14 protein-coding genes and 2 pseudogenes are annotated in these 20,530 nt (G+C 55.9%); 2 read left to right on the plus strand and 14 right to left on the minus strand.

All coding sequences use genetic code 11. The annotated features are described in order from the left end of the window. Window positions 1-171 precede the first annotated feature (171 nt). The 12 genes and pseudogenes from BGO16_RS13350 to BGO16_RS13405 form a co-directional block, all read right to left on the minus strand. Window positions 172-1,428 (minus strand): cytochrome P450, encoded by a 1,257-nt coding sequence (locus BGO16_RS13350; RefSeq protein WP_292619209.1) that lies wholly within the window; start codon window positions 1,426-1,428, stop codon window positions 172-174. A gap of 445 nt (window positions 1,429-1,873) precedes the next feature. After that, a complete protein-coding gene (locus tag BGO16_RS13355) occupies window positions 1,874-4,141 on the minus strand; it encodes a di-heme-cytochrome C peroxidase (protein WP_292619211.1) in 2,268 nt (755 codons plus the stop codon). 1,023 nt (window positions 4,142-5,164) lie between these two features. Then, on the minus strand, window positions 5,165-5,440 hold the full coding sequence (locus tag BGO16_RS13360) for a hypothetical protein (protein WP_292619213.1): 276 nt from the start codon (window positions 5,438-5,440) through the stop codon (window positions 5,165-5,167). 52 nt (window positions 5,441-5,492) lie between these two features. Then, a pseudogene (atpC, locus tag BGO16_RS13365) lies at window positions 5,493-5,699 on the minus strand (F0F1 ATP synthase subunit epsilon); the annotation flags it as partial. A gap of 112 nt (window positions 5,700-5,811) precedes the next feature. After that, window positions 5,812-7,476 carry a TrkA C-terminal domain-containing protein gene (locus tag BGO16_RS13370; RefSeq protein WP_292619215.1) on the minus strand — a complete coding sequence of 555 codons (1,665 nt, stop codon included), beginning with the start codon at window positions 7,474-7,476 and terminating at the stop codon, window positions 5,812-5,814. Further along, the gene (gene pflA, locus BGO16_RS13375; protein ID WP_292619216.1) at window positions 7,439-8,266 is read right to left on the minus strand and encodes a pyruvate formate-lyase-activating protein; all 828 of its coding nucleotides are present in this window, start codon (window positions 8,264-8,266) and stop codon (window positions 7,439-7,441) included. The genes BGO16_RS13370 and pflA overlap by 38 nt, the downstream gene beginning before the upstream one ends. Before the next feature lie 13 nt (window positions 8,267-8,279). Next, the gene (gene pflB / locus BGO16_RS13380; RefSeq protein ID WP_292619217.1) at window positions 8,280-10,550 is read right to left on the minus strand and encodes a formate C-acetyltransferase; all 2,271 of its coding nucleotides are present in this window, start codon (window positions 10,548-10,550) and stop codon (window positions 8,280-8,282) included. A gap of 290 nt (window positions 10,551-10,840) precedes the next feature. Continuing rightward, on the minus strand, window positions 10,841-11,770 hold the full coding sequence (locus BGO16_RS13385) for a DUF2950 domain-containing protein (protein WP_292619218.1): 930 nt from the start codon (window positions 11,768-11,770) through the stop codon (window positions 10,841-10,843). Further along, window positions 11,767-13,392, minus strand: a complete 1,626-nt coding sequence (locus tag BGO16_RS13390; RefSeq protein WP_292619244.1) for a DUF3300 domain-containing protein — start codon at window positions 13,390-13,392, stop codon at window positions 11,767-11,769. The genes BGO16_RS13385 and BGO16_RS13390 overlap by 4 nt, the downstream gene beginning before the upstream one ends. Window positions 13,393-13,529: 137 nt before the next feature. Further along, window positions 13,530-15,422 (minus strand): ATP-binding protein, encoded by a 1,893-nt coding sequence (locus BGO16_RS13395; RefSeq protein WP_292619219.1) that lies wholly within the window; start codon window positions 15,420-15,422, stop codon window positions 13,530-13,532. 169 nt (window positions 15,423-15,591) lie between these two features. Then, the gene (locus BGO16_RS13400; protein WP_292619220.1) at window positions 15,592-16,011 is read right to left on the minus strand and encodes a hypothetical protein; all 420 of its coding nucleotides are present in this window, start codon (window positions 16,009-16,011) and stop codon (window positions 15,592-15,594) included. Window positions 16,012-16,099: 88 nt separating this feature from the next. Continuing rightward, window positions 16,100-16,296 (minus strand): annotated as a pseudogene (locus BGO16_RS13405) (hypothetical protein); the annotation flags it as partial. Between the two features lie 211 nt (window positions 16,297-16,507). Between BGO16_RS13405 and BGO16_RS13410 the strand changes: the two are divergent. Next, on the plus strand, window positions 16,508-16,963 hold the full coding sequence (locus tag BGO16_RS13410; RefSeq protein WP_292619221.1) for a hypothetical protein: 456 nt from the start codon (window positions 16,508-16,510) through the stop codon (window positions 16,961-16,963). A gap of 43 nt (window positions 16,964-17,006) precedes the next feature. Next, a complete protein-coding gene (gene ppk2, locus BGO16_RS13415; protein ID WP_292619222.1) occupies window positions 17,007-17,807 on the plus strand; it encodes a polyphosphate kinase 2 in 801 nt (266 codons plus the stop codon). A 37-nt stretch (window positions 17,808-17,844) separates the two neighbouring features. On the opposite strand, the gene BGO16_RS13420 is transcribed toward ppk2, so the two are convergent. Together BGO16_RS13420 and BGO16_RS13425 are read right to left on the minus strand one after the other, a co-directional pair. Then, entirely contained in the window at window positions 17,845-18,279 is a 435-nt protein-coding gene (locus BGO16_RS13420; protein ID WP_292619223.1) for a hypothetical protein, read from the minus strand. 288 nt (window positions 18,280-18,567) lie between these two features. Then, window positions 18,568-20,298 carry a SulP family inorganic anion transporter gene (locus tag BGO16_RS13425; protein ID WP_292619224.1) on the minus strand — a complete coding sequence of 577 codons (1,731 nt, stop codon included), beginning with the start codon at window positions 20,296-20,298 and terminating at the stop codon, window positions 18,568-18,570. Window positions 20,299-20,530 lie beyond the last annotated feature (232 nt).

Consider the following 20,530-nt stretch of genomic DNA (forward strand, 5'->3'; position numbering starts at 1 on the left):
GGCCGCTACCCTGACTTGGTGGATCAATTGAGTCTCGACCCTAGAGCGTTTTCGAGCGAAGTGGATACCGGTTCGCGTGAAGAAAACGCGTCAAATCAAGAAGCCAGAGTCCTTCACCGTTTCTATGAAACAGCGAAGGACTCTAAGTCCTCTCGTGAGTCCGGGATCTTATCACTCGGCGGCTGCGCCTGCCCCGTGGCCAACGACGAAATGCTCGGCGAAGGGGCCGCCAGCCATGTCGATGTGCCCGGCATCGCCCTCGATTAGTCGAACGCCGGGCAGCAGGAGAATCTGCCGGATCGTCTCCGGAATGATAGCGTAGGCGACGAACTGGCCGAGGCATTCGTGCGGCCCGAAGCCCGTATGCAGATAGGATGTACGGCGGCGGACGCGAAACTCATTCGGCTCGGGGAAGACACCTGCATCGAACATGGCCGAGCCGATGCCGACGGCAATAACCGACCCGGCCGCCACCGTGGTCTCGTGCGGGCTGCCCGGCGCGAGCACCGCCCGTTCGGCGGCGACGCGGGCGACGAAGGTGGTCATCGGGTTAAACCGCAGCGCTTCCCAGACGATCGCGTCGAATTCTGCGCTATCCGGCGATCGAGCCGCTTCGATCGCGCGCGCAGTGATGTCGTGACGCAGCAGGATCTGCTCGGTGGCGTTAACGATAGCTTGCGACGTCGTTTCGATCGCGCCGACCAGCAGGCCGCAGATGTTGCTCACCACCTGCTCGGTATCGAGGCCGGAGAGACCGCCCGCGGTCATTCGCAGCAAACGCGAGACGCTATCCTCGCCCTGCGCGCCGCACCACGGCTCACGTTCAGCAAGAAACGCACGAATCCACGTCCGCATCTCGGCACCGGCGGCGTTGCAGGCGTCAAGCAGGGAGCGGTCGTTTGTCAGGTTGTGGAACATATCGGCCTGCGTCGCCCACGACCAGCGCAACATGTGCTCATCGTCCGGTCCCGGGAAACCGAAGCTTTGCTGAACGACACGCAGCGGCACGAGCCGAGAGACAGTCTGCACGACGTCAATCGTAGGCGGCGGCACGGCGGCGAGTGCTTCCGCCGCCGTGCCTGCCGCCAGCGCACGGATTGACGAAACGTCCTCCCAACGGAGTATCGCGCGCATCACCGATTTGTCGCGCCAGTTCTCCACCGCCCCGTCGCGGGCCAGCATGAACGGACCGACCGAGTCGTCCATATGCGGCGTGTAAGGCACGCGGAACGTCTCGTTGCGGGAAAGCGCATCGACGACGTCAGACCAGCGCGCCAGAACCGTGAAGGGCGGCAGTGACAGGACCGGACGGTTCGCGCGCAACTCGCTGAACAGCGCCCTCCAGTCGCGTCTGAGCCACTGATAGAATAGTGCGGTGCGAGCGGGATCGTCCGCGGGCAAGGCATCAAGCGCCTCGAGGAATGGCATGACGTCGTCCCCAATTGCTGTGACCAGAAGGCAAAAGCTTATGCCGGTCGATTGCTCGATGGCAAATCTCAGAACTAGATTATGGTGGGTGGCATAAACATAATGCTTTCAGGCCAGATCAAATATTCCATACTTGTCTTCACGATTGCCTCCACAGTCTGGAACACCGGCTTGGTTGGCGGATTAAAGCAACGCGACTCGGTCCTTGCTTAAATTAGACAAAGAAGAATGGCGATGGCCATTTGATTACGCTCGATCTCAGCTCCTGAACCTGCTCTCGCCGCAAACATGCCCTTCCGAGGCCTTCCCGCCGAAATCCCTTCACCTTGCCGGCGGGTTACGGCGGGCAGTATCGTTCTCCAAAACGCGCAGCCAGTCTCCAGAGATTCTTTGAACCAGCCGCAATACATCGAAGTCGTGATGCTTCCGCGTCAGCAAAGATTGTTCAAAGCGTTTTCAAATATTGCACCAACGCGTCACGTTCAGCGTCGGTCAGACCACGTCCAATAACGCCATTCGGTAGCTTGGTCTTGTCAGTCTCGGTGCCTTCGAATGAATGCCCAAGATTGCTGTTTCCAAGTCCGGTCACATCAAAGCGGGTCAGTCCGGTAGCGCAGGCTTCACCGGATTTCACCGGAAGGCCGACTTTGACAGGATCGAACTCCCGGCTTCCGACGCAGAAAACCTGGGGCCTCAGGTGCTGTGGAGTGAGCAGGTCATACAAGGTTGGCACCGAGCCGTTGTGAAGATAAGGCGCCGTGGCCCAGACGCCGTCGAGCGGTCGTGCGCGATAGTGCGGTACCAGGACGACCGGCGGATTGGGGGGCTTGCCGTCAACAGGCGCAATCGGTTTGAAGGCCTTTTTGTTCTGGCAGTTCCGTCGCCCTCCCCGCATGATCTTCTCCAGCTCCGCCGGGACAGGGTTGTCTTTGAACCATTGGTCGATCGACTTATCGACCACCGCCATCAACGCCAAGGTGAATAAAGCGTTGAGCGCTTCGTCGTTCGGCGGCAGGTCGCAGGACCACTGCGCGTTGAGTTGCTGGGTTGGATTTACGCCGAGCGAAGGCGGCAAATAGACTTGACGTTCGGAGAGGACACGAGACTGTTGGCGGTCAGTGCCCATGACGGCTACCGGCTTTTCAACGACATTGAAAAAACTGCGGTCGCCGATCTTGACCCAGTTTTTCTCAGCTCGGTCTGGATTCTCAGCGCGCCAAAACGAAAGATCGGGCCTCTCCTTGTCAAATTCAGGATCGCGCACGGGACCGCGATGACACTCGACGCAAAGCTCGGCATAGAGCCGTCGACCGTTGCTCACTTTTTCATCGTCGACTTGCCAGGCTGGATCGCTTTGAAATATATCCGCAGCCTCCTTCCATCTGGGCGCGACCAGCCCCTTGAATTTCGGCTCCTGACCAGGCGTGTTATCGGCAAACGGATCGGGTCCGCGAAGCATTTCCTCGATCCAGAAGATGTTCTTCATCTTCATGGAGGACCTGAACAGGGGTCGATTTGGATCCGAATGCTCTGTCAGGTTAAGCTTTGTTTTGACGCCCAGCGACTGTCCTGCATTTCGGACAAGTTCGTTTTGGACCGAACCATCATATTGCGCCCATAGGAACCACGGCACGTCCCAGATCGGTGGAAAGCTGACCGGCGCATCAGGTCGCGCATAGTTCCTCGCGAGCTCCTGAGGAAACCCCTGATTCCCGTTAGTGTCCGATGGCAGCAAGTCCGAGAAAAAGAGCTGATTGCCGATGCGATTGAGGGCATCGAGACGGCCAAACCCCTCATCAATATAAGTCATATTCCCGCGCGCAAGGATTGCCTTGCTCCAATCCCTTTCGCGTTTGATCTTATCAAGGGTCTGTCGCAGTTTCCTTTTGAGTTCTTCTTTGAATGCAGAGCGATCAGCTGGTGCCGAACCAGCTTTTACAGCGCGCTCGATGACTCGATCGGCAAAACGATCGAAGCGAGTGGGAACGTAGACGGTATAAAAAATCGAAAGTCCAATGGCAGACTCAAGATTTCCGAGATTGACCATCGCCGGCCCGCCGTCAAAGCGAATGTTGACGCCTCGATAACGGATTTGGCCCGTATGGCAGGCGGCACAGGTGAACCCAAGCTGAGCGGGATAAGGCTCGCCGGTCGACGGCTCGATGCCGCCCTCCAGTTTTGCAAACCCCACCGGTAGCCCGTCGGGATTTTCGGGATAATCCTTGAACTGTTCGGGTTCGGCCGAAGTCTGGATGTTAGAAGCGTCCTTGCTGTAACCGAAATCGGATGCGCTACTGTCAAGCTTGCGTGGACTGGGAATGAAGCCGAAACGAATCAGATAATCTCCATCGCTCAGCAGCTTCGGCGTGGATAGGATTGCGAGCTCCGCCCGCTCAAGCGAGACAAACCAGTCATAGGGCACTGGAAAGGTTGCAGTACCTTGAGAGGCGTGATGAAACCAGAAGCGCTCACGCGCTGACCAATTTTGCTTGAGCCAATAAGCCTTCGAAGATACCTGCGCGGCCGGCAGCGGTGGAGGCAATATGGCCGACACTGTTTCGCCGGCCCAGCCGATATCCTTGAGCGCCGCTCTGACCTTCTCCGGTGCGAAAACCGCCACTAGAAAAAAAATCATCAAGGCCGCCACCACGCCGGTGGTGATCACAAAAATAGTTTTAAAAAAAATAGGCCAATGTTTGAATGAAAATCTCATAACGATGCGCCCCTCGGATCGACTCTTAGCGGTTACCCCGATTCAAGTTACATAAACCCGAACAATGTCAATCGTCGTTTTCGGCCGAAGCTAGGCTCGCTTCTTTTTGCGGTTTCCGTCCCTGATGCAAGAAGTTTTTTTACCCTATGGGTCGGTGATCGAGTGCGCTTTTCTGTAAAGACCTTTGATTGCGGATTTGTAGCTGCCGAGACAGATGGGGTGGACGTCCCCTGATGGCATGACAGTGCCAAGTGATATTGTTGATCATCACTTGAAGGAAGCGTCCATGTCAGCAGTTCGCATGATCGGGTTGGACTTGCGAAGAATGTATTCTAGGCGCATGGCGCGGACGCGTCGGGCGCAGACTTGCTCGGGCATGCCGATAGCTGGTGAAGAGCCCTTCGTTGAGTCACCCGGCCGCTGAAGCTCTCTGCATGGGCTTGCCCGGCGCAATATAGTGCCATTCGACCAGTGAAACTCATACGGTGGATCCTGGCAGCATCACGCGCGCCTGTGCCTGTCGCAAATCAAATCCGCATATATTGGTGATGCAGCCCGCCCGGGATTGAAAGGCAAAGAATACGCCCTGCTCTCTGAACCGTGGGCGATAGGGGCGTATCCTTGTCCAACGATAGGTGCGGCGGAAGATGCACGCGCTACCCCTGTACAAATGTCGCAGGTCGGTCATACTTTGAGCTTGGCTTGAAAAGAGGTGCCGTGATGAACGAACACGACCGCGCCAATAAGTTTATGATCTGGACCATCGCCCTTGGCGCTTTGATTGTCGCAGGCAGCGTGGGTTTGGTCCTATACAGTTGAAGTCCATATTCTTAAAGTTTTAGGCCGAATATTTGAGCTCTTGCGCGGCGAAATAGGCCCAGGCAGCAGGTAATCGATTTGACTCGTCGCGTGGCCGTTGACGATCCAAGCGGCCACCAGGAGCGCGCTAAGAATTAACGGTGTGGCGGAAGACATAACATCAGATTACTCGCTCGCCCAGCGCACGGGTTTCCATATACCCATCTATCTCAATCCCAGCGGCGAGCGACGATAGCCGCTATTCCTGGCCTCGTTCCTGCATACGAAGCTGCCGGAATATCCCGAAGCATAGCGCCTCTGACCTTTCAGGTAGTAGCGCTCTCGTTTGAAATCGAGCCAAACGATCGTATCCGCGGGACAGTGGCGCTGCGCCTGGGATTCATAGCGGAATGGCGTAAGAACCTGCGCAGCCGCGCTATAGGGCTCCCATGAAACGAGGGCCAAAAACGTAGCAAAAGAGCCGTAGAAACTTACGCGCATGTAGCGCCTTATTTCCTTTTTGCTTTCAATCGAATGAACTGTAACACTCTTTCTCCGCCACGCTTCCGAAGACGACGAACCTCTCTCCGACACCTCCTGCGACTGCCGTCACGATTCCCGGACGAAGCATCACAACGATTGGCGCGTGACCGGCCAGTACGCCAAGATCGCCTTCCATGCCGGGCAGATCGACCTGGTCGACCTCACCGGAAAATAGCAGACTTTCCGGAGATACGAGACTCGCCTGGAACCTTGTCATGCCCTAGCCTCAGTGATCTCGGCTGCCCGTGTCTGCTATAATTATCGACGAGTTCGGATGTCGCGTTGGATCCTGTAAACGACTTCCGCCAGCACCGCGATCTCCGCGATCACTAGCCTGCGCTGCTACCGGCCATAAGAAGGCCTACGATCTGCACCGCGATCACCTTCACCAGCGTCATGGAAGGAAAGATCATAGCGTAACCGATGTCGGGCCGTTCGGTCGGCGCCATCTTGGTCGAATAGACGAGAATCGCCGGATTTCCTGTGGCGCCAGATGCTACGCCCACGAGATCATCATACGGGATTTTCATAACGTGGTGTCCGACCAGCAAGACTATGAATACTGGCGTCAGCAGAACCGCACCTCCGATAAAGAGCATAGTGAGCCCGGATTCCGTGACGGTTCGAACGAAGGGCTGCCCGGCGTTAACCCCGACGGTGGCAAGGAACATCGCAAGTCCGAAGTTTCGCAAGACGATGTTCGCTGGTAAGGGCATGGTCCAGAGCATGGGGCCTGTGCGGCGTAATTTGCCGAGGATAAGCGCAACGATCAACGGCCCCCCACCGATACCGAGCGTCACCACACCTACTCCAGGAACCGGAATCGGAACGAGCCCAAGCAAGACCCCCAGGACCATTCCAACTCCAAGCGAGACGTAGCTGAATTCGGCCGCCGCCTTCACGGTGTCGCCAAAGTGACGCCGGACATCATCCTTTCGGTCAGGCGGCATCAGCACGCCGACTCGGTCGCCGAATTCCAGCATCAGGTCTGGCGTCGGTACGAGGTCCGCATCATAGCGACGGACGTGCAATATGTGCGTCGGAAAGCCGGCCGGCATGGGAAGCTTGGCGAGCGGCACTCCGACTACGCTGGCTTTCCCGACAAAGACTCTGATGTAATCAAGATCCGCGCGGTCGCTGGCCAAGCGGCCCGATTCCAACTTTCCGAGCACCGCGGCCGCTTTGGCAATTTCTTCATTTTGCTCCGCAATCACGAGAATCGCATCGCCGGCGGACAAAACAGTATCGGCCGTCGGAACGAAGTTGCGCCCGTTCTTTCGAACCATCGTGACCTGCACTCTGCTGAGCGCCCTTGCCGTCAGTTCATCAAGTCGCTTCCCGTCGTGGCCTTCGCCGATTAGAATTTCGCCCATCTGGAACCGCTGCGCTTTAGCCGGAAATTTCGGTTTTACTATTCTGGTCATGAAATAGATGCACAGGATCGGACCGATGACCCCGAAGGGGTAAGCGATCGAATAACCGATCGAAGGATCCTTGCTCTTCATAACATCGAGCGCAGCCTGGAGCGTGGCCGTGCTTGTCATCGATCCGGCGTAGATGCCGAGCGTATGTCCGATCTTGATGCCGAAAATGTGCCCGAGCCCAAGCGCGACCGCCAAGCCGGCCAGGCATGCGAAGAGAGCCAGCAGATTGTACTTCTGTCCGACGCCGACCATGCCTTCGAAGAACTGTCTGCCATACAGTATACCGATCCCATACAGGAACATGATCAATCCTGTCAGCCCGATTGGCCCGATAATCTGGGCTTTTGGCGCGAACGCACCGATGGCGAGGCCGACGAAAAGAACAGCGCCGACGCCGAGAGAAAATCCTCCGATATTGATCTGGCCGACCAGGTAACCCAATCCGATCGCCAGAAATGCCGTCAGTATCGGCTGACTTCCGATGATCTCACGAACAAGGTCCAACATTTCGTTTCTCCCGAGACTCTGCCGATTAACGCGCTCGGCAGCCTGCTGCGCGGAACTGCTCAATGACCCGATTCAGTAGATCCCGGCCGGGAGGTGAAGTATTTTGAAGTTTGTAGTCGAGCCCCATCGCCTCCCACTTGAAAGAACCCATCTGATGGAACGATTGCACCTCGACCCACTCGACGTTCTTCATCGGCGCGACGAATCGAGCGATGCCATCAACGTTCGCTGGATCGTCGGTCTCGCCGGGGACGAGCGTGAAACGGACCCATACCGGCTTGGATACCGACGCGAGGCGCTCGGCGAAGCGCAGCGTCGGCGCAAGATCGCGCCCCGTCACTCCTCGGTAGGTGTCGGGATCCGAGCTCTTGATGTCGAGCATGACAAGATCGATGTTCGATAGATAATTTTTATCGGCACGATCTCCCATAAATCCGGAGGTCTGGATCGCTGTGTGCAGGCCCAACGCCTTTGCTCCAGCAAATATTCGCCGGGTGAATTCAAGTTGAACCATCGGCTCGCCGCCGGAAATCGTAAGTCCCCCGCCAAGCGGAACAAGCGCAGGTAAGAACTCACTCAGGCGACGAAGCACATGATCGGCCGAAACGTAGGTCCCATCCTTCAGATGCCACGTATCCGGATTGTGGCAGTAGGTGCATCGCAAAAGGCAGCCGGACACAAAGAGCACAACGCGTAGACCTGGCCCATCGTATCGGGATGAAGTTTCGTAGGAGTGACAATACCCGAACGCGCCCTCTTCATTCTTGAACTGGCCTTCGTCTGGCGCGTCGGGTGAAATTCCAACCCGGAGGTCATAACGACTTCCGGATTCAAGCATCCGCACCGTCGACATGGTTCACCTCGGTTCAGATCTGACCGTGGAAAGTGCGGCTGATCACGTCTCTTTGCTGTTCCGGCGTAAGACGAACGAAGTTGACGGCATAGCCAGAGACTCGAATAGTGAGCTGAGGGTACTTATCCGGATTCTTCATCGCGTCCTCGAGCGTATCTCTATCGATCACATTCAGATTCATATGGAACCCGCCTCGATCAAAGTACACGTCAAACGCCTTCACGGCTTCTTCGATCAGCTGGCTTTCCGATAGATGCGCCTTCTGTGGAGCGACGGAGACCGTATAGCTGATGCCGTCCTGCGCATCTTTGTAGGGAAGCTTTGCAACAGACAGGCAGGAAGCGAGCCAGCCATGGCTGTCCCGGCCGTGCATAGGATTTGCGCCCGGCCCGAACGGCTCGCCCTTGCGGCGGCCGTCGGGGGTGTTTCCGGTCGCCTTGCCGTACACCACGTTCGAGGTAATGGTGAGCACGCTCTGCGTGTGCGTCGCATTACGATAGGTAGGATGTTTTCGTATCTTCGCCATGAAGCTCGTGACAATGTCTGATGCGATCTGATCAACGCGATCATCATTGTTGCCGAATTGTGGGGGCGCCTTATTCCCCTCATTTTGATAGTCGACCACCAACCCTGTCGGATCCCGGGTAACACGGATCTTGCCGTACTTGATTGCGCTGAGGCTGTCGGCCACCACCGACAGGCCGGCGATGCCGAATGCCATTGTTCTGAGGATGTCACTATCGTGCAGGGCCATCTCCAGGCGTTCATAGAAATACTTATCGTGCATATAATGGATGCAGTTCATCGCGTGGACATATGTGCGTGCCAGCCACTCCATAGTGGTGTCGAATTTGGCTATCACATCATCATAGTCGAGCAAGTCGCCCGCGACCGGACGCGTCTGAGGAGCTATCTGCTCGCCTGAGACTTCGTCGCGACCGCCATTGATCGCATACAGTAGCGCCTTCGCCAGGTTTACACGGGCGCCAAAAAACTGCATCTGCTTGCCGAGGCGCATGGCCGAAACGCAGCAGGCAATGCCGTAATCGTCGCCCCAGAACGGACGCATCAGATCGTCGTTCTCATATTGAAGGGAAGACGTATCGCGGCTGACCTTGACACAATAGCGCTTGAATGTTGCGGGCATATGGTTGGACCAGAGAACCGTAATGTTCGGCTCGGGTGCCGGGCCGAGATTTGTAAGCGTGTGCAGCATGCGATAGCTGCTCTTGGTCACCAGCGTGCGCCCGTCCAGATCCATACCGCCGACGCACTCTGTCGCCCAATAAGGGTCTCCGCTGAACAGCGCGTCGTAATCGGGCGTTCGCAAAAAGCGGACTATGCGAAGCTTTTGGACCAGTTGATCCCAGAGCTCCTGAGCCTTGCCTTCGTCCAAAACTCCCTGCTTAAGATCCCGTTCGATGTAGATGTCGAGGAAGCTCGATATCCGGCCGATGGACATTGCTGCCCCGTTCGCCTCCTTGATCGCCCCCAGATAGGCAAAGTAGGTCCATTGGAATGCCTCCTGAGCATTGCGAGCCGGCTTCGATATATCGAAGCCATATAGCTTGGCCATCGAGGACAGGTCCTCGAGCGCGCGCATCTGGTCGGACAGTTCTTCGCGTAACCGAATGATGTCATCGCTCGGCCACATGTCATCGATCTGTTCCCGCTCTGCTCGCTTGGCTGCGAGAAGGCGATCAATCCCGTAAAGAGCGACCCGCCGGTAATCTCCAATGATACGGCCACGACCGTAAGCATCCGGCAGGCCGGTGATAATCCCGGACTTCCGGCATTTCATGATTTCGGGCGTATAGGCGTCGAAGACGCCGTCGTTATGCGATTTTCGGTATTTCGTGAAAACCTCGTGGACGACCGGGTCGGGTTCGAAGCCCGCAGCCTTGAGGCCCGCCTCGACCATCCGCAATCCGCCGAACGGAAAAATCGCCCGCTTGAAAGGCCGGTCGGTCTGAAGACCCACAATAACTTCATTATCACGATCGATGTAACCAGCCTTGTGGGCAAGCAGTGTCGAGGCAGTTTGAGCATCGACTGCAAGGACCCCCTTTTTCCGTTCCTCGGCGAAATACGGCTGCAACTTTGCCCAGACAGCCTTGGTGCGCTGCGACGGACCAGTGAGAAAAGCTTCGTCGCCTGTGTAAGGCGTAGCATTTCGGACAATGAAATCGCGAACATTGATGGAACTGAGCCAATCACCAGGCTGGAAATCACTCCAGCAATCTCCGGTCTCAGCTTCCTTCCTCAGAGCTGCGCTTGCCTTCATGGTGCATCTCCCACCGGCCTGGACTGACACGTTATACGCACTTCGGCGCGTGTCCTGACGATCGGAGCCCTAGCATCTCCGGCTTTGATTTAAGTCAAACAAAAATCAGTCAGCCGTGACATTTTCGGCCTGGAGATAGTCGATGCAGCGTTACTGTGGATGCAAGGGAAGTCGATTGCATCCGCCCCGCCAAAAGTGAGATGTTGATCTATATTGACAAGCTGATGCTTAGCGCTTCAGCCCATCGCTTGCCCGCCCACATTGCCCTCAGGAAACCAGAACACCTACGTTCAAGGCTTCGCCACATCAACCTTCTTCCAGGTCTGATCTGGATCAAACAGAACGATACGTTTGGCGAGAAATTCCGTTTTTCTGCCGAGATCCTTTTGATAGACAGTGCCGGCGTGATTGACCATGAAGCTCATAACGCCAGAGTTGCCGTATTCGGCAGGATAGGCGATCAGCGCGAACCCGCCGATCATTTTACGCTTGACGATGTAGTTTAATGCGCCTCCGGGTGCGTCGGAGCCCTGTCCCCTCATTATTCGAAAGAAATATCCGTGATACGGGGCGCCATGCCCATCGACCTTATAGCCTTCTGATGATGCTTTCGCCGCCAACTCACCAAGTGGACTCGGGTCGCGATCGTCACGCCAGAATAGCCCATCCTTTTTGCCCGGATTGCTGACGATACGTTGCGCGTACACGCCAACACCTTCGTTTGTACGATCCTTCTCGGCATATTCGTTCTGAGCATCTACGAAGGCGAGACAGGCCTGAATCGCATCCAATTCATTGCGCCCAATGCGGCGATAAAGAATCTCAAGACGCCCGGCGGCCGTGTCGAATTCCCAGCCGCTCTCGCTGTTGACAAGTGGAATTGGAAACGGAAATTCATCAGCGCCCAAAATGAGCGTGGCTTTCTTGTTTCCCTCAGCCTTGATAGAGTGGTTGGCATCGTAAGCGGAAAGAAAACGCTCCCGCGTCTCTTTGTCAGCAACGCTATCTCCGGATTCGACCACGTCTTCAGCGCCTCTGCCGAGGACTTTCAGAATCGCTCTCGTGGTTCCGGCCTTGACCGCCGTGGCCAATCCCGCCGCTGCATCTTCCGGCGAAGAAAAGGTCTGCTGAGCTTGGCTCACATCGGCAGACAGTGCAACCGCTAAGATGGCCGCCGCGCCTGTCGAAGCGGCGCGGTACATCCACATTGACATTATCATGGCGACACCTCTCGCAGCGCAGGAATTTTTGCGCCTTCAGCAAACCAGTCGCTGTAGGTTCGCAGCTTCAATCCAAGCTTCTCGTAGTAAACTCTGAGATAGCCGTCGCGACCACGGGTCACGGCCTGCGGCGCCAGGTTTTGCACTTCCTGCGCGATCACGCCGACATATGACTTGCTGCTACCGAGATAGCTGAAGCGGTAGTAGCCAAGACCGTTGGCAAGATAACCCAGCAGTACGATATCGTGTTTCAATTCGACATCGGACCGCCGTCCACCGCCTCGGAAGCCGCCACCACCACCACCACCACCACGGAAGCCGCCGCCATGGCCCCCCCTACCGGCGAATGCCGCGCCGCCACGTCCGGCGAAGCCGCCAGCACCTCGTCCGCCCAGGCTCGCATGACCACGAGCCGAGGCCGCGGCAGCCACCCTGCCCGACGATATGTTCATGGCACCGCCACGACTGGCTGCGCCGCGCGCCGCGCCGCCAGCACGGTTGGCAGCCCTGTTACCCGCTCTGGCACGGTCGCCGCCGCCTCTGGCACGATCCGCTGCGCCCGATCGACCGCCACGACCGCCGCCCGACCGGTCACGTGAAGCCGCACGGTCGTCCGCACGCCCCCCGACTGCGCGATCTCCGCCGCCAGGTCGGCCCTGCTCCGGACGAAGCACCTGCTGCCCATCGCGGCCACGAAAATCCATGCGGTTCGAAGCGCCTGACCTCAGATCGTTGTTGCCGAAACGCTGCTGAACATTCGCATTGTTATATCGCACGCCTTGGCGATGCGCCGGATTATGCTGCCAGTTGTTTCCGACGTTGTTTATTCTGTTGTAGTGATTGACGTAGAGATTGCGGTTACCCCAATTGAACCCGCCGCCCCAATAATTGCCCCAGCGTCCGATAGCCCAGCCCGCACCGAACGCGAGCCCTGCCGCGATCACTCCCGTGCCGATATAGGACGGATATCCGAAGTAGTAAGGTGGATATTCCGTATAGGGCCAAGTCCCGTAAACCGTTTCCGGATCGTAGTAGGGCACGTACATCGTATCGGGACTGGCAGCCTCGATAACGATCGTCTGCCTGTTTTCTTGCGTTTGGACGCTGACCTTCTGCTGCTTGGTGGTAACGAGCTTCTTGTTGTCATAGGCTTTGGTGCGAAGGCGTTGAATTGCATCCATGACATCCGCTTGCTGTGCGAGAACCGCATCACCGAGACGCTTGGTCCAGTCGATCTTGTCGCTCATCATCGCAATGACGTCAGGAGTGCTCGAAAGTGCCTTGACACTATCGTCCCATGATTGCTTTTCAACTTCGCTCTTCAACGCATCGCCTTTCAGCGTTTTGCGCTCCTTGAGCCAGCGGTCGGCCTGCACGACTTCCAGCGGATAAGTCGACGCCGCCAGTACATTTGCCAGCAACTCATCGGGATAAAGCGCAATCGGGGCAACCAGCGCTTCGAGTTGCTCGGGTTTCAACAACTCGGCACCGGGCGACGATTTAGTCGTCGGCTGCGGCTCGTTGCTGGGGCCAGACGATTGGTCTCCCGTCTGGGCGAAGACAGCGGCGGAACTCGCCATTAGCAGTACTAGCACGATCAACGTCTTGCCGCAGCGGAACATCTCGCTTCTCCTCGGGTTCATCGCTGCAAGATGGATCCGGGCCTGGCTCGTACTTTGACAAAAATCAACGAAACTAACGGCGCCGTTTTTGCTGCAACGCAAGACCAGCGTGGCCGCACGTATCATCTCAAAACTGATCATCTCGAAACCGATCGACCATGCGCAGACGGAAGCCTGATCGCGAAAAGTGCACCGCCGGACGATAAGTTTGCCGCAGAAATCTGCCCCTGATGCGCCTCGACAATAGTTCGGACAATCGCGAGCCCCATACCCATACCCTGGGGTTTTGTCGTGAAAAATGGATCGAAGATGCTCTTGAGATCTCCGGCGGCTATGCCGGGGCCGGTGTCGCTGATCCTAATTTCTACGATGTCGTCCGAAAGATTCGTAATTACGCTAACTTCACGCTCATTTGCGTCCGCTTCGGATATTGCTTCTACTGCATTGACAATCAAATTCAGAACGACTTGTTGTAATTGAACGGCATCGCCCTTGACGGTCAGATCGACCGAGGTCGTGACGCATCTTAATATAATATTGCGCCCCTGAGCCATGGCTGTAACAAATCCGATTACCTGCCGCACCGTTTCGTTCAAATCGATACATTTCATCTCAAAGGGTGTTTTCCTCAACAGGCTGCGTAGCCGACGTATCACTTCGCTGGCGCGCTGATCGTCGCGTCTGATGTCAACGAGAATGTCCCGCAATTCATTCAGATCTGGCGAAGAGCTGTTCAGTATGAGTTCGGCCGTCTCGGCGTTGGTAAGGATTGAGCCTAGCGGCTGGTTTAGCTCGTGCGTGATGGAAGCCGTCAGTTCGCCGACAGTCGAGTAGCGATTAATATGCGCAAGCTCCGTCAAGCGGAGCCGCGATTCAACTTCCGCGAGGCGTCGGCGACGCCGTTCGCGGAGCAGTCCGCTGATCAATCCTCCTTGAATCAGGATTACGATCGCAATCAGCGAAAGCGGCCAGCTGTATTTTTTCCAGATACTTGGCTCACGAAATAAAACTTCGCTTCCTGGAGGCAAGCTGCTCTCACTGATACCCCAACGCTGCATTTCGCGCCAATCAAACTTGGGGTTGGCATATTTGATCGCAGCAGGCCTTACGTCGCGAGGCTTTTCTCCACCAAGGATACGAACGGCAACGACAGCCGTAAGCCTGCTAATTTCGAGAACGGAATACATCGGCCCGCCAACGATCTCATTGCCAAAAAAGCCATCGTCGTAGGAAAAAATCGGAGCGTTGGACACTCGATGGAGTTGCCGAAGCGCTGTATTCCCTTCGTAAGAAATCCCTGTTGCGTCGACATTCATCAGATGCCAGAAGATGGCGGTGTTTGGCGGTAGCGTTTCGCTTTTCTTCAAAAACTCCTGAAACGAGATATCCTCGGGCCAGATGAACTCAACTTTCTTCTCAAGAGATGCGGCGGCCTTGCGGAGCTCACCGAGCCAGAATTTCTCGTTTGGTGATATTCCATTCACAACGACAATTCGCTTCGTATCAGGAAGAACCCGAAGGATCGTCTCGAAAGAAAGGCGAAAATTATGAGAAACAGCAATAATGGTGTCGTTATCTAACAAATCCGAGAACTGGATACGACGCTGCTCGACAGCCGTTAGTATCAGGGGAATTTGAGTGAACAAACCTTGGCGGTTATGCTGAATAAAATTCGAGGCAGGGGCGCCAATGGCAATAACGATATCCGGAGGGTGTTTGGAATAAAGTGCGTTCAAGTAAGCAATAAATGGCAGCCCAGGATTTTCATCGTCGGAAAGCGCTGAAACTAATGAGTGGTCTTGAAAATCGATCCGCCATGGCGACAACTGTTCCAGATTTTCGCGAATGGTTTTGGCATATGCTCCCCACGGTCTGAAATCCCGCCCAAAGGAATTCAGAATTAACACTCGTTTGATCTCGCGACTTTGAGCACCGCGCGCGAGTTCGGACGGGATGGTCGCCCAGACCAGCAGGCAGACGAATAGACGACTAACGACACCTATCGCTACGATCGGAACGCATCCGTTCATCTTCGTATCCCGGCGTCTTCACCACGGCAGCGGCAACGGCCTAGCGCATCATCCTCTAAACGACCTCCTCGCCGTAGCTATTCGGCATCAGCGGTCGATCGATACTTGCCTCGACTTCCAAGAATGCTCCAGCCTTAGTTCACACACAATCGATCAAAGGTGCGATTCGCTAGATATGGCACCGATGATATTGGGCATCTATTCCTTCCATGCCCGGGAATTTTCGGGTGATGGTGTCAGCATCGATCACCTTCAGGAAGAACTGGATTTGTGAAAGCATGATACCGGAGTCGCAGGCGACAACGAGATTGATGGTTCGGTCGCTCTCCTTCCTCGACTTGATCAGACAACTTGCGGATTTTCCTCTTAGGCGATTTGCCTCAGCGATGAACCCACTACCGTAAGCACCTGAAAAGCTCGTAAAACTGACCTGACGTGCGCGTCCTTTGCGTGTAAATATCTTATTGCATTGCTTCGCGCTCGTGGCCCACGCCCCGGAAAGGTCGAACGCATTCACCGTCTGCGACGACAGTAGGACGGAACCCGCAGCAACCGCCGCCGCAAAAACATGCTTTCGAAGCACACTCATAGCTTTCCTCCTTGAATCTGTCGCCTCGGAAAGAATTCGTGCCTGGCATTCTGGTTTGCTTCGGTATCATCCGGCGTGATGCCCGCGATTTATCGACCGTACTTGCGATGCTGAGCAACGGCGTACCGAAATCGGTGATATCGATCAGCACAAGCAATAGTCCCGCAATCCAGAACAAGTGGATGTGCAAAAAAGCCAATGAGTAGCTACGATCTCGAATTGCAATTTTTCTGACTTGTGCGCCGTCTACTCCGGTAAGCTATGCAATCGCAAATACAGCGCGCCGAGGGAGCAAGATTGAAGGCGGGTGGTGTGGAACCATGTATCTTCTCGTTCAACTCTCCCCATCCTGGCTGTCCCCAGCCGCCAGAAACCTCAGCGTGCACGGTACGCACCGCCGATGCGAATTGCTTGACTTAGATCAAGGCAACGACGTCGACCCGATCTAGCCTTGCGACAATGCGGGAGTAGACCAAACCGTCAGGAGTCCTCCGTCATGCCAGGTAGCATCGATGACCTCATTCCCAGTGCGAAGCAAATCCGCAAAGAAGCAGCCCTTAAGGAGGCCGAAAGGGCGGATCAATATGCCCGGCTGGCAGCGGCCGCCGAAGCCGAAAAGCAAGCGCTGATCGAACGGCTCAGTCGTCCGTCAGGAAAATCCGAAGACGAGAAAATCCAACTCGCCTCGACGATCATCCAGCGAGCAGTGCGAAACGGACTAACCGAAGTGCAGGTGTATCGGTTTCCCAACTCGCTATGTACGGATAATGGCCGTGCCATCAATCAGCAGGAATCCGGTTGGGAGAATACATTGATGGGGATTCCGAAGGAGATCTTCGAGCTTTGGCGCACTTACCTGAAGCCGCGGGGCTATCGCATTGGCTACCAGATCATCGACTACCCCGAAGGTATTCCGGGGGATATCGGTATCACTATTTCCTGGGGAGATTGAGAACAGTCCAGTGGAGTTTGATCTGAAGCCGCGGAAGGTAAGCATGTCAGCCGACGCAAACGCCCCACGGATGAAACGAAAGGTCTATGAGAAAGAGTTGGAAAAGCTCCAGATTGAGCTTTGCTACCTTCAGGAATGGGTAAAAGCGAATAAGATACGAGTCATCGTCCTGTTCGAGGGCCGGGATGCCGCCGGCAAGGGCGGCACTATTAAAGCGATCACAGAGAAGGTTAGTCCGCGGGTGTTTCGCGTTGCCGCGTTGCCAGCTCCGTCAGATCGCGAGAAAACGCAGATATTTCTTCAACGTTATATGCAGCATTTTCCAGCTGCCGGTGAAATCGTGATATTCGATCGGAGTTGGTATAATCGCGCCGGCGTAGAATATGTGATGGGCTTCTGTACGCCGGTCGAGCACAAACGATTTCTTTCGCTTTGCCCCGAGATTGAGAAATATATCATCGAAGGCGGCATCATTCTGATCAAACTCTGGCTTGAGGTCGGAATGGACGAGCAGGAGCGTCGCTTCAAGGCAAGAATCGATGATCCGTTGCGGCAATGGAAGTTAAGTCCGATGGATACCGAATCCTACCGACGGTGGTATGACTATTCGGAAGCGCGGGATTTGATGTTTGAGGCGACCAGCACGCAACAATCACCATGGTACATCATTCGCTCCGACGATAAGCGCCGAGCACGGCTGAACTGCATTGCGCATCTGCTGAAGTTGATTCCGTACAAACGGATTCATAGAAACAAGGTCAAGCTGCCAAAACGTTCCGTTAAGGATCACTTTGATGACCAGGTTGGCCTCCGTGGGATGACGTCCGTGCCTGAACGCTATTAAATTGATCGGCCGCGCTGCACGGCCGACCTGTTCGTATCTATTTCAAGCGTATCGAGACCCCGCTGACAGCGACCGACATTTCGGCGCCTACCTTTGGACCACTCAATTGCAGGATCACGCCATTGGCATTCTGCAATTGAACTCCACCCGCCCCGACGGCAAGGGCACCCCCCGCTCCGACAGCGGTGTACCTGCCTTCGATCGAAGTCGGCCCCTTCAGATTGATGGCTCGTCCAACGAGCTTGGAGGTCGATGCTCCGATCGTGAAGCCGACGCTCATGCCTGATACTGTGAATGGATAATGATTGCCCCGGAGCGTCAGCACGCCCTCGCCTCCGCCGACTCCTATGACGAATCCGCCCTTGGTGAAGATCACTGCGACGCGACCTATCTCAGCACGCGCTGGTGTACTATTGGCGGCTGCGCCCACGAGCAAGGCTAGCAGAACGAAGCTTATGCGAAATCTGTTCATGATTCCTTTCCCTCTGATGACTCTACGCTACGATGAAACCGGCAGCTTCGAACCGAACGGGACGAGCACTCTGGTCGACCTTTTGTGCGAACTGGTATCGGTAGACATTTTTCATTTTGCCTTTCCGCCACCTTGATCAAAGTCAATGCCCCACTATCGTAACCCAACTCCCGAAGCTGCAGCGAATGTATCTCTGCATAATGCAACGTGGCCAGAAGCGACGGCCGAAGTTCTTTGTCTGCAGGGCACAGGGCATCTGGGTCGATCACCGTCGACCTCGGGAGCGGCTCACTGTTTAGCCAGCCATTCGTCTTGGAGGCCGAGACGCTCGCTGGCATTGTCATCGGCCAGCACAGCGTCAATGGTGCGGAGCCATTCATTGCTGTCCGTCTTCTCCGCTAACCCTTCCGCCTGCAGCAATTCACGCAACTGCGCGTGAGCGCCGACGATGCAAAACGCTATATGGCGTGAGGTCAGTTCATCATAGAGATCAAGTAACATTCGAGCCCCCGCTAAATCGATGTAGGGAGAGGCTGAAAGATCGCAGGCAACCAGCCTCACGTCAGACGACTTTCGTAGCGTGGCCAAAACTGTCTCCAGAATCGTCTCGGCATTGATGTAGAGCAACGAGGCTTCAGGACGGAAGGCAATAACGCCAACCAACGGCTTCACGCCATCGTGCCTGAGGCTGTCGGAATAGCGACCCGATCCAGGAAGCCGCCCCAGAAACGCTATATTGGGCCGCGACGCTCTGATAAGCAGCAGGAGAATGGATGCGAGGGCAGCTAGCAGAACGCCCTGCAGAATCCCAAGCAGCAACACGGATACGAGGGCGATAGCCGCGGCATAGAAGTCGATGCGGCTTACTTTCCACATGCGAAGCAGCGCGCGAACGTCGACCAGCTTGTAAACTGCAACAATGACAATTCCAGCCAATACGGTCCGCGGCAAGTTGGTCAGCAACTCCGTAAAGAAAAGCAGGCAGAGCGCGAGGGTGAGCGAGCAAAACACCAATGCCAGAGGCGTACGCGCGCCCGCCGTATCGTTGACGGCGGACTGAGACAACCCGCCTGCGACGGGATAGCCATGGCCGAATGCAACTGCGAGGTTAGCAGCCCCCAGTCCCAAAAATTCTTGCCGGACGTCAATGCTATATCCATGTCTCGCCGCAAAACTCCGCGCCGCGGAAACGCCTTCTATATACGCCAGCAGCAGACATCCGGCTGCTATCGGAAACAGCTCTTCGAAATCCAGCATTCCAAAAGTTGGCAGCTCCAAGGCAGGCAAACCTCCCGGTATCTTCCCGGTGATAGGCACGCCCAGCGCGGGGAACCCTAGTAACGTTGCCAAGAGAATCGACAGTGCCAACACCACGAGTCCGACAGGTCTGCGGGTCAGGAATCGTTCGCCGAGAAACAGGAGTACGATCGCCACAACTCCTATTGCCAACACAAGTGGGTTGATGTTGCCGATTTGACCTGCAAGTCGAATTGCGCGATCAAGGAAGTTGTGGCCGCCACTGGCTACACCGAACAGGCTCGGCAACTGACTCGTTATGATTGTAAGTCCAGCGCCCGCTTTGAAGCCGACGAGAATGCTGTCGCTGACCAAGCGCACAAGAATGCTCAGCTTGAAAACCCAGGCGATCAGGCAAAGCAGCGCCACAGCGAATGCTGAAAGACTCGCAATCTGCGCGAATCGTACGGCATCACCTCCCGCCAAGGCCCCGACGCCGCCAGCGATCATGAGCGAGATCGCGGAGGTAGGACCGACAGCAAGCTGACGGGACGATCCCATGAGAGCATAGCCCAAGCCGCCAAGGAGATAACCATAGATGCCAACCTGCGGCGGTAATCCAGCAAGGCCTGCATAGGCCAGTGACACCGGGATGGCGTAGGCGGCGAGTGTGACGCCGGCAATCGCATCACGATGGAGCCAGGACGGCTTATATTCGGCAAGCCACGTCAGTGGCGGAAAAATCTCGATCCAACTCGCTCGCTGAAGCGCGTGCAGCTTCATGAAGGCTCCTTGTTGGGGCGCATCTCATAGAGAAACAAGACGATCAGCAAGGCTCCCGTCGGAAAACCAAGAACGTTAGGCATACCCCTCATCGCATAGACTCCCACGGCTGCCCCTACACAAGTTGTCACAGATCTTGATGGCATAGGCGACGCGTCGAGCCCAACGCGAGTTGATCTGGATCAAGCCTCCGACGAATTTCCTAAGCGCCCGAAGATGATCAAGGAATGGC

It is taken from the genome of Nitrobacter sp. 62-23, from assembly GCF_001897285.1.
In the GTDB taxonomy this organism is placed as follows: domain Bacteria; phylum Pseudomonadota; class Alphaproteobacteria; order Rhizobiales; family Xanthobacteraceae; genus Nitrobacter.

What these genes read in the sequence shown, in the direction of transcription:
- BGO16_RS13395 (WP_292619219.1), bottom strand. Translation starts at nt 15,422, where the DNA reads ATGAACGGATGCGTTCCGATCGTAGCGATAGGTGTCGTTAGTCGTCTA.
- BGO16_RS13390 (WP_292619244.1), bottom strand. Translation starts at nt 13,392, where the DNA reads ATGTTCCGCTGCGGCAAGACGTTGATCGTGCTAGTACTGCTAATGGCG.
- pflB (WP_292619217.1), bottom strand. Translation starts at nt 10,550, where the DNA reads ATGAAGGCAAGCGCAGCTCTGAGGAAGGAAGCTGAGACCGGAGATTGC.
- BGO16_RS13355 (WP_292619211.1), bottom strand. Translation starts at nt 4,141, where the DNA reads ATGAGATTTTCATTCAAACATTGGCCTATTTTTTTTAAAACTATTTTT.
- BGO16_RS13400 (WP_292619220.1), bottom strand. Translation starts at nt 16,011, where the DNA reads ATGAGTGTGCTTCGAAAGCATGTTTTTGCGGCGGCGGTTGCTGCGGGT.
- BGO16_RS13350 (WP_292619209.1), bottom strand. Translation starts at nt 1,428, where the DNA reads ATGCCATTCCTCGAGGCGCTTGATGCCTTGCCCGCGGACGATCCCGCT.
- pflA (WP_292619216.1), bottom strand. Translation starts at nt 8,266, where the DNA reads ATGTCGACGGTGCGGATGCTTGAATCCGGAAGTCGTTATGACCTCCGG.
- ppk2 (WP_292619222.1), top strand. Translation starts at nt 17,007, where the DNA reads ATGTCAGCCGACGCAAACGCCCCACGGATGAAACGAAAGGTCTATGAG.
- BGO16_RS13410 (WP_292619221.1), top strand. Translation starts at nt 16,508, where the DNA reads ATGCCAGGTAGCATCGATGACCTCATTCCCAGTGCGAAGCAAATCCGC.
- BGO16_RS13360 (WP_292619213.1), bottom strand. Translation starts at nt 5,440, where the DNA reads ATGCGCGTAAGTTTCTACGGCTCTTTTGCTACGTTTTTGGCCCTCGTT.
- BGO16_RS13425 (WP_292619224.1), bottom strand. Translation starts at nt 20,298, where the DNA reads ATGAAGCTGCACGCGCTTCAGCGAGCGAGTTGGATCGAGATTTTTCCG.
- BGO16_RS13420 (WP_292619223.1), bottom strand. Translation starts at nt 18,279, where the DNA reads ATGAACAGATTTCGCATAAGCTTCGTTCTGCTAGCCTTGCTCGTGGGC.
- BGO16_RS13385 (WP_292619218.1), bottom strand. Translation starts at nt 11,770, where the DNA reads ATGATAATGTCAATGTGGATGTACCGCGCCGCTTCGACAGGCGCGGCG.